This window comes from Flammeovirga sp. OC4, assembly GCF_000812565.1.
Classification (GTDB): Bacteria; Bacteroidota; Bacteroidia; order Cytophagales; family Flammeovirgaceae; genus Flammeovirga.
Genome location: NZ_JTAM01000003.1, coordinates 42742 through 58992, shown reverse-complemented (window position 1 = coordinate 58992; position 16251 = coordinate 42742). Strand labels below are relative to the sequence as shown.

Sequence of the window (16251 nt, the reverse complement as noted above, 5' to 3'; positions counted from 1 at the left end):
AGTATGATATATATCATCAATGTAAAAATACTTTAATATATTTGATGGAATTTTATGCGAACTTATTTTTCTCAGTAGAGAATTAAGACGATAAATTGTCACAATAAAGTATATCACGAACTTACACACTATCAGAAAGGTATGACAACGGCTTTACTTTTTGCCACGGGAGCGATATTGATCTTAGCAGTTCTTGCTTTGGTCTATCGTATTATTACTCTTGTAGGAATCGCGAAGGGCGACCAGAAGAAGAAGGTTACGACAAGTAACAAAATTAATGCAGCATTATTTCCAATTGTATTAGTTGTTGGATCAGGTTTAATAATGTGGTCTTTTAACGATGCTAAACAATTCTTCTTACCGGAAGCTGCATCGATTCACGGTAAAGAAACGGATCATTTATTCTGGATAACAATGGGTATTGTGTTTACAGCTTTTGCTTTAACACACTTGTTATTATTTACATTCCCATTCTTATTCCAATTCTCAGAAAAAAGAAAGGCAGATTTTAACCCTCACAATGACACATTAGAGATTGCTTGGACGGCTGTACCTGCAATTGTAATGGCAGTTCTTGTAATTTTTGGTTGGAGAGCATGGGCAGATATCACTGCACCTGCAACAGAAGATGCGATCCAAGTTGAATTAATGGGTAAGCAATTTGCTTGGGAGATTCGTTACCCAGGTAAAGATTTGAAATTAGGTCGTTACGATGTTGCCAACATCGATAATACTAACTCAATGGGTGTAGATTATGATGATGTAAATGCTCAGGATGACTTTACTGCTAGAGAAATTTATCTTCCAGTAGGTAGAGAAGTCGAGTTAAAGATTAGAGCCATTGACGTAATCCACTCAGTATTCCTTCCTCACTTCCGTGTGAAAATGGATGCTGTACCAGGTATGCCAACTCGTTTCAAATTTACGCCAACAATTACGACGGCTGAAATGAGACAAAAGACAAACAACCCTAAGTTTAATTATGAATTAGCTTGTACGGAGGTTTGTGGTTACGGTCACTTTGGTATGAGAAAATTAGTGAAAGTTGTTACTCAAGAAGAGTATGATGAGTGGTTAATGAAGCAGAAGCCATGGTTGGAGAAAAATCCAGACTACTTATCACAATGGGAAGCAAAGAAAGCGAAAACAGCTTCAGTAGCTAAGTCTCATTAATCCTTTTCAATTTAGATTCAAACTCAAAAAAGATAAATAACATGTCAAGTGTAGCATTAGACGTAGAAAGCAAAGACGTTCACTCGCACGATGATCATGAACACCACGGTAATTTTATTACTAATTATGTGTTCTCATTTGATCACAAAGTTATTGCAAAGCAATATTTGATTTCTGGTATTTTCTGGGCAATCATTGGTGGCGGTTTATCATTATTATTCCGTATTCAATTAGGTTTTCCTGAAGCAAACTTAGAATGGTTAAGACCTCTTCTAGGAGACTGGATTACTGAAAGTGGTAAAATGGATACTACATTCTACCTGGCGGCAGTTACAATGCACGGTACCATCATGGTATTCTTCGTATTGACAGCAGGTTTGAGTGGTACTTTCTCCAATTTCTTGATTCCATTACAAATTGGAGCAAGAGATATGGCTTCAGGATTTATGAACATGCTTTCTTACTGGTTGTTCTTCGTAGCTTCAGTAATCATGTTTATTTCATTATTTGCTTCTACAGGTCCCGCTTCAGGTGGTTGGGTAATTTATCCTCCACTATCAGCATTACCTCAAGCAGTATCAGGTTCAGGTATTGGTATGACTTTATGGTTAGTATCAATGGTATTCTTTATTGCATCTTCATTATTAGGTTCGATCAACTATATCTCAACAGTGATCAACTTAAGAACTGCAGGTATGTCATTTGCTAAGATGCCACTTACAATCTGGTCATTCTTCATCACTGCGATCATTGGTACATTATCATTCCCTGTATTATTTGCAGCTGCATTGTTATTAGTGTTTGACCGTAGCTTTGGTACTTCATTCTACTTGTCAGATATCTACATTCAAGGTGAATTATTAGAGCACTCAGGTGGTAGCCCAATTTTGTTCCAGCACTTATTCTGGTTCTTAGGTCACCCAGAGGTATATATCGTATTATTGCCAGCTTTAGGTTTAACTTCAGAGGTAATTTCTACGAACTCAAGAAAGCCTATCTTCGGTTACAGAGCGATGATTGGCTCAATGTTAGGTATTGCATTCCTTTCATTTATCGTATGGGCTCACCACATGTTCGTTTCAGGTATGAACCCGTTCTTAGGAACAATCTTCATGTTCTTGACATTGATCATTGCGGTACCTTCAGCGGTAAAAGCATTTAACTATATCACAACATTATTCAGAGGTAATATCATCTTTACTCCTGCAATGTTGTTCTCAATTGGTCTAGTTTCATTGTTTATCTCAGGTGGTGTTACAGGTATCATCCTTGGTAACTCGGCATTGGATATTCAATTACACGATACTTACTTCGTAGTAGCTCACTTCCACTTAGTAATGGGTTCTGCTGCATTCTTCGGTATGATGGCTGGTGTTTATCACTGGTATCCAAAAATGTTTGGTAGAATGATGAACAGTGCGATGGGTTATGTTCACTTCTGGTTAACTTTCATCGGTGCTTACATGGTATTCTTCCCAATGCACTACATCGGTATTGCAGGTTTCCCAAGAAGATACTACTCATTCACAAACTTTGATGCATTCTCTACTTTCACAGACTTGAATACATTTATTTCAATTGCTGCGATCTTAACAGTGACAGCACAGTTTATCTTTGTATTCAACTTCTTCTGGAGTATGTTTAGAGGTAGATTAGCACCATTGAACCCTTGGAACTCAACTACATTAGAGTGGACAACTCCAAGAAAACCAGGTCATGGTAACTGGCCAGGTGCTTTACCAATCGTTTATCGTTGGCCTTATGATTATTCTAAGCCAGATGCTGATAAAGATGGATTTACAGACTTTATTCCTCAAAACGTGCCACTTGCTAAAACAGAGCATTCTAACACGCCAGAGGAGAAGGTTCTAGTTGAATTAGATGAGAAATTCGAACAATTAGGTGAGGAGAGAGAAAAGAATCCTTTCATCTAAGCAACGAAATCTATTTATAGATATACTTTTATCAGAAAGTATCCCGGGTATAGGCTCTGAGTCTATACCCTTTTTTTGTGCTTAAAGTAATTAAGAAATAGATGAATTTTATATCTTGCATAGTAGAACAGCAGAATCATTATGAAATTAAAAGAGGCCCTTTATTTTTTTCTATTCACATTTTTTATTCAAGCCTGTAATGAAACAATTACAGACCCCAATTATCAGTCTGGAACGGTATATTATCCAATTGAAGAAGGATGGTATATACACTATCAGGTAGATAGTATTGATTTAACCAGTGATGAAAATAGTATTACTACATCTTATCAATTGAGAGAAATAATAGGCAAGCCTTATGATGATGGTTTTGGAGGACAAAATTATCCATTACATCGCTATGTGAGAGATAATGAAGAAATGGATTGGGTTTTGGATTCAGTTTGGTCTGTTGTTTATAGAGATAATCAAATTATTAGATATGAAAACGCTATTCCTTTTTTAAAATTGACTAATCCACTTGTGGAAGGTCAACGATTTAATCAGAATACTTATAATGGTTTGAGCTCAATTACCCCTGGAGGGATTGATATTAGATATCAAATAGAAACAGTAGGGAGGAATTATACTTTTGATGGGCAAACTTTTGAAAATGCAGCAGTTATTCTTGAAATCAATAATACAAATGAGATTACTAATTCAGAAGAAACAAGGAGAGCAATTTACCAAAGAGATATAGGTTTGATCGGTATTGATTATAATAATATCTCCAAGAGATATTATGAGTTTAATACATCTCAACCATCACTTGCGGGTAATCCATATTGTGGTGATAATCGAAATAAGCAAATCATCACTTTAGGTAATGGAGAAAGAGTCGATAATCCTTTCTTTGAACAAGATGATTGTGAAAGTAATCCGTTGTATGAATTGGATTCTGCTGGTATCTCTCAGTGGATATTGAGATGGGAAAATTCTGAGAATCCTCCAATAGTAGATTGGGAGCAAGGTAGTGTTATTACAATTAGGATGATTAACCCAAGTGAGTTTGATGGATACAGAGAGATTGGTACTGCGGTGAGACAAAAAATAATAGGATATGGCATTGATAAGACTGTTGACTAATATTCTTTTATGAATACCCCTTAATACTTTTTTCTTTTTGGATTACAAACTCTAAATTGCAGTCCAATTTTTTCTAAAACACGTACCATTCAAAATTTATGGCATTTTCGGCAGATTCTATAATGACAGAAATGAAAGCTGGCAAGTTTTCACCTTTGTATTTTTTACAGGGGGATGAGCCTTTTTTTATTGATCAAATTACTGCTTATATAGAAAAAAATGCACTTACAGATGCGGAGAAAAGTTTTAATCAAACTGTATTGTATGGCAAGGATACTACTCTAACGCAAGTCTTAGAGAGTGCAAGAAGGTTTCCTATGATGGCCATGCGTCAGGTGATTATCGTAAAAGAAGGGCAGGATCTTCCGGACTTATCAAGAAAGGCGAGCTTGGAGATTCTAAATAAATATGCTGAAAATCCAGTGCCTTCTACTGTATTGGTCATTGCGTTGAAGAATAAAAAATTAGATGGTCGTACGCCAGTAAAGAAAACCATTGAGAAAAATGCTGTTTTTCTTGATGCCAAAAAAATGTATGACAATAAGGTTCCTGCTTGGGTAAAACAATATTGTAGAACTGAAGGGTACAAAATTAAAGATCGTGCTGTTAACTTAATCACTGAATATATTGGGAACGATCTGGTTCGTATTACAAATGAACTGGAAAAACTCATGCTCAATTATAATAAAGATGCTACTGAAATTACAGAAGCATTAATTGCAAAGCATATTGGAATCAGTAGAGAGTATAATGTTTTTGAATTACAAAATGCATTAGGCACAAAGGATATCTTGAAAGCAAACAGAATTGTAATGTATTTCAATGATAATCCTAAGAGTAATCCTTTTGTGGTAGTTGTGGGAACTTTATATGCTTATTTTTCAAAGTTGTTAATGCTCCATGAAAATTTCAGTAAGGGAGATCAAGAATTAGCTAAGATATTAAGCGTTAACCCTTATTTCATTAAAGATTACCGATTAGCGGTTAGTAATTTCTCTTACAATAAGGTTTTACAAATTATCGAACACCTCCAAGAAGCCGATTTAAAGGCTAAAGGAATAAGAGCGTCACTTTCTGATGACGAAAATCTTAAAGAATTGGTGTTTAAAATCCTCCATTAGACAATTTCATGTCATTTATCTTTGCGTGATTTTTATTAGAATTAATACGTAAAGATGAAAATATTCAAATCATATACATTCGAAGCTGCACATTTCTTACCTCAAATGCCTGAGGGACACCCGTGTAGAAGAATTCATGGTCACTCATGGAAAATGGAACTTCATTTTGATGGAGAATTAGTTTACCCGTATGAGTGGGTGATTGATTTTCATGAAATCGATACTGTTGTAAATCCTATTTATAAAGTGTTAGACCATAACTTTTTAAATGAAGTAGAAGGTTTAGAAAACCCAACTTCAGAAGTGATTTCAATGTGGGTTTGGAACAAAATCAAAAAAGAACTTCCTGCTTTATATAAAGTTGTGATTTTCGAAACTCCAGATGCTGGTACAGAATATTTAGGTGAATAGAAGACTTACTCTTTTATTCCAGCCTTATACATAGAAAAAGCCTTAGGTTTATCGTTGAACATTAATTTAGTTTTCTTCCATGTAGTTTGGAAAAATTCAGATTGACGATATGCTTCTAAGGCTTTTTCATTTTCCCAAATACTAAATGTCATAAATTTATTTTTTGACTCCGCATCTTGTAGAAGTTCTACGGATTGACAACCGTCAAAATTTTCAATTTTTTCTTTAACATCAAGGAATAAATTTTGAAATTCCTCTATACATTCTTGTTTAAACGACAATCTTACAAATCGATGTAACATAATTAGGCTTAATTCATGGAAAACATTACAAATTGTCCTTTAAAATATGCAACTTTGTAGGATAATAAAAATCACTTCAAGTTATATTTTTTAATAATGAAAGAGTCTAACATCAGAGTAAAGGTAGAATTGGATGAGAATAATGTTCCAGAGAAAATTTTCTGGAAAGCAGACGATTCTGATCAAGCGGGTCTTCAAGAAACGCGTGCTTTTGATTTAAATATATGGGACCACGAACGTAAAGAAACACTACGTATTGGTTTGTGGGGTAAAGAAATGACTGTGGATGAGATGAAGTTTTTCTACATTGACACCATGGGAGGTATTGCTCAAAACATCTTCAATGCTACTGGAGATGAGAAAATGGCACAAGAAATTCATGCAATGTGTAAGCGTTTGTCTGATCATGTGCATGAAACAAAAAATAAAGGAGAGTAAATCCTGAAATCGTAAAGCCTTTGTTTTAAAGTGGGCTTACCATGAATTTATACCTTATCATTAGTCCACCATTCAAATGTGGACTAATGATGAATCAAAACTAACTGCATTGTAAATTAAATTACCGCGAACACCTAATCAATTATTCTGCTGGCTTTTGTATCCTACTTTCAAGCTTCCTTCTTCTTCATTTTTCCATTGATGAAAAACGGAGCAAAAAATCTAGGCTTAGAAGTCAAAAGCTAAATTTCATTCCTCTCGCCTAAATGATTTTAAACTCGCTTTTACTCGAACAAGAAAATCATTTTTAATGGCTCAATTCATGAAATTCTTCACGCTTTTCCCTTCAATGCCGGGGGAGGAGTACTACCAAACTAAAATGGTAGAAAGTTTAATGGCACGAATGTGAAGCGTTAGCGTCATTTGTGTCCTTAGGTCATCAGAAATCTCCTGATTTATCAACATTGTAAATAATGGAGGCTTAGTTTACAGCGTACTTGCTCTAATTTCTTTTTACTGTAAAAACTAGAATCAAATTTTGAAATAGAAATACCTTTTAGACTAAACTTACCGTCATTTCTGCATTCCATTCAAAATGAATCAAAAATAATTTCCCTTTTTTATTGCTGTTAAATACCACATTTTCTTCTTGAGACTTAGAAAAAATTAAGCACTTCTTTCAAAGTGAGCATACTAAAAAATTAATTTATTGGATAAATAATTTTTATAGTTAGGAATCCTTATTATATTTGTGTCAGCACTATTGCTCAACACTCTAAACTTTTATTAAAATGAGTAAATCAATCTTTTATCATGCAGGCTGTCCAGTTTGTGTAAGTGCAGAACAAGACCTAATCCATTTGATTGGAACAGAAAAGGTAGAAGTTGTTCATCTAGGTGAAAAAAGTAGTAGAATTGAAGAAGCTGAAAAATCTGGTGTGAAATCAGTTCCTGCTTTAGTTACACCTAATGGTAATGCACTGCATATCAATTTTGGGGCATCTTTAGCTGATTTGAAATCTTAATCTATTTCGTTTTAAAAAAAAGTTAGGAATCCTAATGTATAAATAAGAACTAGCCACTCGGTTTGTCTTTTTTTTGAATTTAAAAGTTAGGATTCCTAATATTAATTCAAGCGTCATGAAACAATTATTGAGTTTATCCTTAATACGTTGTAAACTAAGTTTTCGAATATTTATGATTTTTAGAAATCAGGAGATTTCTGTTGATCTGTAGGACACGAATGCCGCTAACGCTTAACATTCGCGCCAGTGGCATTCTACCCAATTCGTTTGGCAGTACTTTCCTCGGCCTTGAAGGGAAAAGCGTTAAGAATTTCATGAAGTGAGCCGTTAAAAATGATTTTGTTGTTTGAGCGCAGCGAGTTTAAAATCATTTAGGCGAGAGAAATGGAATTTAGCTTTTGACTTCAAAGCCTTGAATTTTTTGCTTCGTTTTTGTTTCAAGACAAAAATGAAGAAGAAGGAAGTTTGAAAGTTGATCCTATAAATACTTGCAGAAAGTTCGATTAAAAGTTGACGATAATTTAGTTTACAATGTACTTAATCTTCATTTTTATAATACCAGTATTTTCTCAGGGAAAAAATGAAGACCCAACATTTAAGAATAGTTCAAATTTAAAAATCACCAATGCAGATGTGGTTTTCGATAGTCAATTAAATCAGCTCATTTTCACAATTGAGACTGAAGGTTTGGCAGGAAATGTAACTCCAAAACCTTATGGAAAGATGGATGGAGCTCCAGTATTGGGTTATGTTTTTCCTACTACATTAGCACCTGAAGACGTCGGTTTTAGTAATACAGAAGGTATAGTGGCATTGGCTCTAACTTCGCACCCTGATTTTGACGATACTCCATTGTGGGATGAAAATAATGATAGGAATTATGTGAATGACGGTGTTATTTGGCATCCACATTGGGTGGTGTTAACCAAAGATACTAGAGTGCCTGGTGGTTTGGCTGTCAAACAGTTTGATCCAAAAGATAAAAATGTTGCTTTGCCTCCGACTAATCCAGGTATGCCAATGTATATGGATTCTCCCGGGTACCCAGTAATTAATCAGGGAAATACTATTAAAGTGGTTGTTCCTGCATATCGTATAAGTAATAAACCGCAATTTAATTTTGATGCTGTAACGGTTTATATGCAAGTGAATGCTTCCAATGCTCAGTATCCTATGTTAGGAGTTTACAATGTGTATTCAATTGCTTCGGGTGATTTGTCTTTGCCTTATTCAGTGACTGAAAATTAATACAAAGCATGATGAAAAACTACAATAAGTACTAATCTAAAAACAGCTTAAAAGATGAAAGAAATAATACAAAGCGATGTCAATGTCTGGGATACCTATGTTATAAAAAAAGACGGGACTACCATGCATTTTGATATCATTGCCCCGGTGGAAGTAAGTGATGCCGAAACGATTTACAATTATGGTAAAGCCTACTTGAAAATGAAAGGACAAGAAGGATTACCGCTTTCCGCTAAACAGTGTAAACTTTGCCATATCGAAACATTAAAACCGGAATGGTTGGAGGAAATTGTTCAAAAAGGATATTTCATTATTGAGATGGAAGGGTGTAATTAGTAAATTAAAATTAGGATTGCTAACTTTATGGCGATCCTAATTTTTTAATTACTATCAGTTTTGAATATAGAATCAAAAATACTCAGTGGATTAGAAAGGCTCTCGGAAGCTTTAAAAGCGTTGCTTTGGGAAAAAGCCAAAACGTTTGGAATTAGTCCTATACAGATCCAAATTCTTTTGTTTGTCTCAAATCATAAAAGAGAAATATGTAATGTAAGCTATCTTGCGAAAGAGTTTAATGTTACAAAAGCAACGATTAGTGATGCAGTAAGAATACTATTAAAAAAGGAGTATCTAGAGAAGGATCATTCACCAACAGATAACCGCAGGTATAATCTATTCATCACTTCTTCTGGCAAAGAACTCGTTGGTCAATTAGAGGGCTATGCTGATGTTTTCAACAAAGAACTGTCCTCTTTTACCGAACAGGAACTCGCCAATATATTTGATACTTTATCAAAACTAATTTTTCAGTTGAACCAAAAAGGTGTTATCCAAGTACAAAGAACTTGTTATAATTGTAAATACTATAGTGGAGATAAAAAAGGAGACCATTATTGTAATTTATTGAAGAGTGAACTCAGCGGTAAGGAAATACAAATTGATTGTGATGAATTTGAGGAGTAAGTGATAAGGTTGAAATATGTATTGCATGAATAACAATTTTAGCTTGATTGAAAACTAACTTATTGAATCATTAATATGAATACTGGAATACTACTCGTTTGTCTTACAATTTTTGGGTTAAGTTTGTGGAAAGTGTATTTAGGAGCAGTGATTTCTAATATTATTGGTCTCAATTACTTTCAAATGATTTTTTTGAATCTTTCTTCCGTGTTAACCTCTTCACTGATCACTTTTTTTATTGGGCAGAAGGTCAGTAGCCTAATCGTAACGAAAAGGAAAAGTGGTTACAATAAAAATCTGAAGAAGGTATTGGTATTGTGGAGAAGGTATGGTTTCTGGAGTGCAGTGACACTAGCACCAGTTCTTTTTGGTATTCCAACCTATATTTTGATTGGTTTAAGGTTGAAGGAATCAAAATACTCACTTTTGATTTCTGCGTTAATTTCATCTACAATTTGGTTGACGATCTGTTATTTCCTGATGGATGTCTGGGACTTTTCCTCTTATTTAGATATTGAAAAGTATTTGACAGCACTATAGACGATTTTACGCTCTTATTCTAACTTATGTTAAACTACCTTGAAAAATTTCTCATTCATTTTTACAAATTATTATTTTGTATTGTAATGGACAAACAACAAAAAATATAGAATGAAAAACCTCTTTTTATTATTTATCGCTTTACTATTGAATACACCTCTATTTTCGCAAGACAAGCCTATTTCAAAAGAGGAAGCCGAAGAGAAGTTTAGGCAGATAATGATGAGTAGTGATGTAAATGTTGGAGGGCTTTCGGAGTTAAGGTATTATATTGAGACAGGAAATGTAAATTTTGATGATTACCTCTACATTGCTCAACTTTTACAGGAATATCCTGTTTATACTGTAACTCTTCTGGAGACGGCACGTCAGATTTCTTTTTCAAGGAGAGAGTCAGCGATTTACAAAAGTCTTATCGAATTGCCATTTTTAGATCTGGCCTCAAAGTATAAAACGGATATTCATAAATTGGTTTTATTGGCTCTTCGTTCAAAAAACGAAGAAGAGGATGTGAAACTTCAAGCACAAATTGATGCTTTAATAGGCATGTGTCATTATAAATCAATGGAGGCTTTCAGAGAAGGACAGTCTAATTAAAAAACAAGAATATGTGTATGGATTTTGGACGATTAAAAGATATTTCGGGAGTTAATTTTCAACTTCCAGCACAAGATCATTATTCTAAAATGATGTTGAGAAATCATCCAAATTTTATCAATGCATTTCAATTTAGAATAGGTGCTCCTGCTTGGTCTTGTGCTGAGTGGAAAGGGAAAATTTATCCTGATAAAGCACAACCTAATACTTTTTTACATTATTACAGTCAGCATTTTGATACCATTGAGTTGAATTCAACGCATTATGGTATTCCAAAATCAGAAACGCTAGTGAAATGGAAGTCTACTGTACATGATTCCTTCAAGTTCAACCCGAAATTCTTACAATCCGTAAGCCACAAAAAGAGATTGATGAACTGTAAAAATGATATTTATGAGTTTACAGATCAGATGAGACTCTTTGAGGACAAACTGGGTTATACGTGGTTACAAATGCCTCCTGATTTCACAGTAGAAGAAGCACTTCCACTTTTCCGATTTATTGAAGCTTTTCCTGAAGATATGAAGTTAGCTTTAGAGCTCCGCCACCCTTCATGGTTTAATGATCAGCAGAAGTTAGATGAACTCTCAGCGCTTATGACAGCAAAAGGATATGCAATGATTATTACTGATGTTGCAGGTAGGAGAGATGTACTTCACATGAGAGTGACAACACCAACAATTATGGTGAGGTTTGTGGGTAACGAAATGCACAATACTGACTTTTCAAGGGTAGACGATTGGATGGAGAGAATTCAATCTTTCAAACGACAAGGTTTACAAGAAGTCTATTTTTTTGCTCATCAACCCGAAGATATTTTGTGTCCAGAGTTAGGACATTATATCGGAAGTCAGGTTAAAAAGTCGTTAGATCCGAATATTATTTACCCAATTTTGAGAGAAAAGACAGAACAACGATCACTTTTTTGATCTAGTTACAAGCATTGACATACTTTATTTGCTAATTGAGAAGAACTCCTTTAGCTTTGCACAAACAAAATGTGAAATCTTCGAAGTATGTCTTCTCGTACACAAACAAAATTTATTTTTGTCACAGGTGGTGTGACATCATCCCTTGGAAAAGGAATCATTTCTGCGTCTCTTGGCAAACTATTACAGGCAAGGGGCTATTCCGTAACCATTCAGAAATTTGATCCATATCTAAATGTCGATCCAGGTACTATGAACCCTTATGAGCACGGTGAGTGTTATGTAACGGATGACGGTGCTGAGACAGACTTAGATTTAGGTCACTATGAGCGTTTCTTAAATGTTCCTACTTCTCAGGCGAATAATGTAACAACGGGTAGAATCTATCACAATGTTATCTCAAAAGAGCGTGAAGGGGCATATTTAGGAAAAACAGTACAAGTAATTCCACACATCACTGATGAAATTAAAAATAATTTCTACAAAGTAGCTGAAAATGGCGAGTATGATATCGTTATTACAGAGATTGGTGGTTGTGTTGGTGATATTGAGGCCTTGCCATTTATTGAAGCTGTTCGTCAGGCAAGATTAGAACTTGGCGCTTCAAGATCTATGGTAATTCACCTTACGTTAGTTCCTTATTTAAGAGCTGCGGGTGAATTAAAAACAAAGCCTACACAGCACTCCGTAAAACAATTATTGGAAGCAGGTGTACAACCCAATATTTTGGTTTGTCGTACTGAGCACCATATTCCAATGGACATGCGTCGTAAGATCGCATCGTTCTGTAATGTGGACCTTAATGCAGTAATTGAATCATGTGATGCATCAACAATCTATGATGTGCCATTATTGATGCAAAAAGAAAAACTTGATGAAATCGTATTGATGAAATTAAGTTTGCCGGCTTTCCAAGATCCAAATATTGATAATTGGTTAAGCTTCCTTCAAAAATTAAAAAATCCAAAAGATACTTTACGTGTTGGTTTGGTCGGTAAGTATGTTGAATTACCAGATGCTTACAAATCAATCGTAGAAGGTTTTGTTCATGCTGGTGCAGTGAATGAAGTAAAAGTTGACTTGGAATACATCAAAGCGGAAGAACTACTAGATAGAGAAGAAGCTGTGAGGATTTTAACAAGTTTAGATGGCGTTCTTGTTGCTCCAGGTTTTGGAGAAAGAGGTATGGAAGGAAAAATCAACGCTTGTAGTATTGCAAGAGAAGAGAAAATTCCTTTCTTCGGAATCTGTCTTGGTATGCAGTCAGCAGTAATTGCTTTCGGTAGAGATAAAGTTGGTTTATCGAGTGCAAATTCATCTGAAATGGATGAGACAACTACTGAACCTGTTATCGACTTGATGGAGGATCAGAAAAACCTTTCTCAAATGGGAGGAACGATGCGTTTAGGTGCTTACCCTTGTGAATTGAAAGAAGGTTCAAGAGCACAAAAAGCTTACAAAACTTCTAAAATTTCTGAGCGTCATAGACACAGATATGAGTTTAACAACAAGTATTTGGAACAATATGAAGCAGCAGGTATGGTGGCTACGGGTATCAACCCTAAATCAGGCTTGGTAGAAATTGTTGAGATTCCAGATCATCCTTATTATGTGGGTGCACAATTCCACCCAGAATATAAGTCTACAGTAGAAAACCCTCATCCTTTATTTGTTTCATTCGTGAAAGCAGTGAAGGATTTGAAAGATAGCAAAGAAGAGATTGTAAGTGCTTAATTACAATCAATTTATGAGATAGCCCATAGGTAATTTTATCTATGGGCTTTCGTTTTTTAAATTCTTTATTGTCTTTTTTCAAGATTAAGACAATAAAATTCGTAACTTTGCACGCATTTTAAGTACAAAAAGAACGAGAAAATCAATAATATTTATTGATATCGTAAATTAATAAGAGTAAAATGGATAAGAATCAAACGACAGGTTTTCTGTTGTTATCCGCACTATTAGTAGGATATATGTTTTTCTTCCAGCCGGAAACGCCTTTGGAAGATCCTATTCAAACGCAAGAGTCTACTGCCAATGTAGTGGAAGGACAAACAGAAAATCAAACTTTTCAAACAACTGCAGTTGAAAGTGATTCAGTATTAATGCAAAAATTTGGTGTGTTCGGTAGTGTAATGAACGGTACATCCAAAGAAGTAGCGATAGAAAATGAAAATGTAAAGATCACTTTTGATACAAAGGGCGGTAATGTTACAGATGTATTGTTAAAGACTTACCAAACGTACGACAAAAAACCTTTACACTTAGTTGACCCTGCGCATTACAAAGTAGAAGAAAAATTACCTACACAATATGGGGTAATTGATATTAATACATTAAACTATACTGCAAATGTTTCTATTGCTGGTGATAAAGTAGAAATGATTGCACAAACAGCCGAAGGAAATGTTCTGATTAAGAGAACTTATTCTTTAGCAGATGAAGATACTTATGTGGTGGATTATGATTTGGACCTTTCAGGTGCTCAACCATTTATCCAAGGCCAAGAAATCTCTTATGTGTGGCACCAAGATATGAAAGCAGTAGAGAAGGACATGAAAACATCACGTCAGAAAACTACTGTCAACTACTTCACAAAGAAAGACGACTTTGATTACTTGTCAATGACTTCCACTTCAAAAGAAGAGGAGGCAATTCAAGAACCATTAGCGTGGGTATCTGCAAAACAAAAGTTCTTTAACGTTGCATTGATCACAGATAAACAGTTTAACAGAGCTAACCTTATCTCTGATTACAATGAAGACAATACTGAAATTGTAAAGACTTTTGATATTGCTTTCCAAATTCCTTTGAGCTCACTTGAATCAGCAAACCTTAGATATTACTTCGGTCCAAACGATTACCGTGTTTGTGAGGCTGTAACAACAGGTTTTGAAGATAACGTGTACTTAGGGTGGGCTTGGACAACTCCACTTTCAAAATACATCTTTATTCCAATCTTCGAATTCTTAGAAGAATTTGAGTTAGGTTACGGATTGATCATCTTTATTATGGTGGTATTGGTGAAGTCGGTACTTTACCCACTTACTTTCAACTCATACAAATCAATGGCGAAGATGCGTTTGTTGAAGCCAGAGATGGACGAGTTAAAAGAGAAGTATGGTGATGATCAAATGAAGATTCAGCAAGAAACAATGAGCCTTTACAGAAAGGTAGGAGCGAACCCATTGTCGGGTTGTATTCCTATGCTGGCTCAGATGCCTTTCTTCGTGGCACTTTATAACTTCTTCCCTAATGCATTACAATTAAGAGGGCAGTCGTTCTTGTGGGCAGATGATTTATCAACGTATGACTCGATCTTAGACTTACCATTCAGCATTCCTGCATATGGCGATCACGTGTCATTATTTACTTTACTTTGGGCGGTTTCAATGTTAGGTTACACTTACTTCCAAAACCAGTCACAAGTACAGTCAAACCCTCAGATGCAGATGGTATCTTACATCTCACCTGTATTCTTCTTATTCTTCTTCAACAGCTTCGCAGCTGGTTTAACGTACTACTACTTAGTATCGAACTGTATCACTATTGTTCAACAAATTGCTTCTAAGAAATTTGTAAACGAAGAGAAGATTCGTGCCGTTATGGAAGAGAATAAAAAGAAAAATGCCAATAAGAAAGCCGGCGGATTAACAGCTCGTTTAGACAAAGCGATGAAAGAACAACAAAAGGCACAACAAGAAAATAAAAAGAAGAATAAATAATTCTCTTTTAGCGATAAGAAAAGCCCATCAAATTTAGTTTTGATGGGCTTTTTTGATGCTTTCAATTTTCTTTATAGGAATATTTTTTGGTAAAAATAGGAATGCCTTCATTATCAATGTTATGAAAAGAATCCTTTTATCTTCTCCCAAATCGTTTCCTCTACTTTATTGATTTTCCCTACTTTTACAGAAGAGCTACTTTTTTTCTTTCCTTTAGGCTGTAAAGGAATAGGATTGTTGGTCAGTCTTTTGAACCACTGTCTTTGCTCAATCTGCAATAAATACTCTTCCAAAGGCATATCCTGCCCCCACATTCTCTGAAGTTTATCGATTCTCCCTTTGGCATCCTCAATACTCATCTCAGTACGAGCAGCGATAGATTCATCAGAGAGTTTTTGATTAAAATGGAGTTGAAGTAAAAGTAAGTCCTCATCTCGGAATTTAATTTCCACTTCTTCAATATCAAACTCCTCTTGATTATCTGGGAAATGTTTCTTGATGATATCAATAAACTCCTCTTCATTAGAGCTATTTGCATAGAGCGTATGAGTCAAGGCCTTACAGAATCCTCTCTGGAATAAATATTTATCCTCTATATCCTTTCCTTCAAAAATAGGATAAAAGAAGTCGTTGTAGGCTCTTTGAATAATTCTTTCTTCTTTATTCTGAAAACCTAAAATATATCTTGATGAGGGGAGTAGTATTCTTTCTTTCATAGTT

Annotated in this window: 17 protein-coding genes; 15 read left to right on the top strand and 2 right to left on the bottom strand. The window is 35.0% G+C overall.

The genetic code is table 11. The features are described from left to right. Nucleotides 1-141 precede the first annotated feature (141 nt). From PL77_RS03310 to queD, 5 genes are all read left to right on the top strand, one after another. On the top strand, nt 142-1173 hold the full coding sequence (locus tag PL77_RS03310) for a cytochrome c oxidase subunit II (RefSeq protein ID WP_044201761.1): 1032 nt from the start codon (nt 142-144) through the stop codon (nt 1171-1173). Nucleotides 1174-1214: 41 nt separating this feature from the next. Continuing rightward, nucleotides 1215-3107, top strand: coding sequence for a cbb3-type cytochrome c oxidase subunit I (locus PL77_RS03305; RefSeq protein WP_044201759.1), 1893 nt, complete (start codon nt 1215-1217; stop codon nt 3105-3107). Between the two features lie 141 nt (nt 3108-3248). Beyond that, nucleotides 3249-4232: a hypothetical protein gene (locus PL77_RS30170; protein ID WP_052444132.1), complete on the top strand. Its 984-nt coding sequence runs from the start codon at nt 3249-3251 to the stop codon at nt 4230-4232. A 98-nt stretch (nt 4233-4330) separates the two neighbouring features. After that, nucleotides 4331-5353 carry a DNA polymerase III subunit delta gene (holA, locus tag PL77_RS03295; RefSeq protein WP_044201757.1) on the top strand — a complete coding sequence of 341 codons (1023 nt, stop codon included), beginning with the start codon at nt 4331-4333 and terminating at the stop codon, nt 5351-5353. A 54-nt stretch (nt 5354-5407) separates the two neighbouring features. Next, on the top strand, nt 5408-5764 hold the full coding sequence (gene queD / locus PL77_RS03290; protein WP_044201754.1) for a 6-carboxytetrahydropterin synthase QueD: 357 nt from the start codon (nt 5408-5410) through the stop codon (nt 5762-5764). Between the two features lie 5 nt (nt 5765-5769). On the opposite strand, the gene PL77_RS03285 is transcribed toward queD, so the two are convergent. Further along, nucleotides 5770-6066, bottom strand: a complete 297-nt coding sequence (locus PL77_RS03285; RefSeq protein ID WP_044201752.1) for a putative quinol monooxygenase — start codon at nt 6064-6066, stop codon at nt 5770-5772. A gap of 96 nt (nt 6067-6162) precedes the next feature. On the opposite strand from PL77_RS03285, the gene gldC reads away from it, so the two are divergent. The 10 genes from gldC (at nt 6163) to yidC (ending at nt 15531) form a co-directional block, all read left to right on the top strand. Beyond that, nucleotides 6163-6504, top strand: a complete 342-nt coding sequence (gldC, locus tag PL77_RS03280; protein WP_044201750.1) for a gliding motility protein GldC — start codon at nt 6163-6165, stop codon at nt 6502-6504. A gap of 791 nt (nt 6505-7295) precedes the next feature. Next, on the top strand, nt 7296-7529 hold the full coding sequence (locus PL77_RS03275; RefSeq protein WP_044201747.1) for a thioredoxin: 234 nt from the start codon (nt 7296-7298) through the stop codon (nt 7527-7529). A 531-nt stretch (nt 7530-8060) separates the two neighbouring features. Then, nucleotides 8061-8777 (top strand): hypothetical protein, encoded by a 717-nt coding sequence (locus PL77_RS03270; RefSeq protein ID WP_044201746.1) that lies wholly within the window; start codon nt 8061-8063, stop codon nt 8775-8777. 54 nt (nt 8778-8831) lie between these two features. After that, entirely contained in the window at nt 8832-9113 is a 282-nt protein-coding gene (locus PL77_RS03265; protein ID WP_044201744.1) for a DUF2024 family protein, read from the top strand. Between the two features lie 60 nt (nt 9114-9173). Further along, complete coding sequence (locus PL77_RS03260) at nt 9174-9740, top strand: MarR family winged helix-turn-helix transcriptional regulator (protein WP_044201742.1); 567 nt, start codon at nt 9174-9176, stop codon at nt 9738-9740. A gap of 75 nt (nt 9741-9815) precedes the next feature. Further along, the gene (locus PL77_RS03255; protein WP_044201740.1) at nt 9816-10280 is read left to right on the top strand and encodes a hypothetical protein; all 465 of its coding nucleotides are present in this window, start codon (nt 9816-9818) and stop codon (nt 10278-10280) included. Between the two features lie 111 nt (nt 10281-10391). Further along, nucleotides 10392-10877: a hypothetical protein gene (locus PL77_RS03250; RefSeq protein WP_044201738.1), complete on the top strand. Its 486-nt coding sequence runs from the start codon at nt 10392-10394 to the stop codon at nt 10875-10877. Nucleotides 10878-10888: 11 nt separating this feature from the next. Further along, on the top strand, nt 10889-11806 hold the full coding sequence (locus tag PL77_RS03245; protein WP_082026381.1) for a DUF72 domain-containing protein: 918 nt from the start codon (nt 10889-10891) through the stop codon (nt 11804-11806). 87 nt (nt 11807-11893) lie between these two features. Further along, nucleotides 11894-13540: a CTP synthase gene (locus PL77_RS03240; protein ID WP_044201735.1), complete on the top strand. Its 1647-nt coding sequence runs from the start codon at nt 11894-11896 to the stop codon at nt 13538-13540. Nucleotides 13541-13722: 182 nt separating this feature from the next. Further along, nucleotides 13723-15531: a membrane protein insertase YidC gene (gene yidC, locus PL77_RS03235; RefSeq protein ID WP_044201734.1), complete on the top strand. Its 1809-nt coding sequence runs from the start codon at nt 13723-13725 to the stop codon at nt 15529-15531. 119 nt (nt 15532-15650) lie between these two features. Here yidC and PL77_RS03230 read toward each other — a convergent pair whose 3' ends face one another. Further along, entirely contained in the window at nt 15651-16247 is a 597-nt protein-coding gene (locus tag PL77_RS03230) for a hypothetical protein (RefSeq protein ID WP_044201731.1), read from the bottom strand. Nucleotides 16248-16251: the final 4 nt, after the last annotated feature.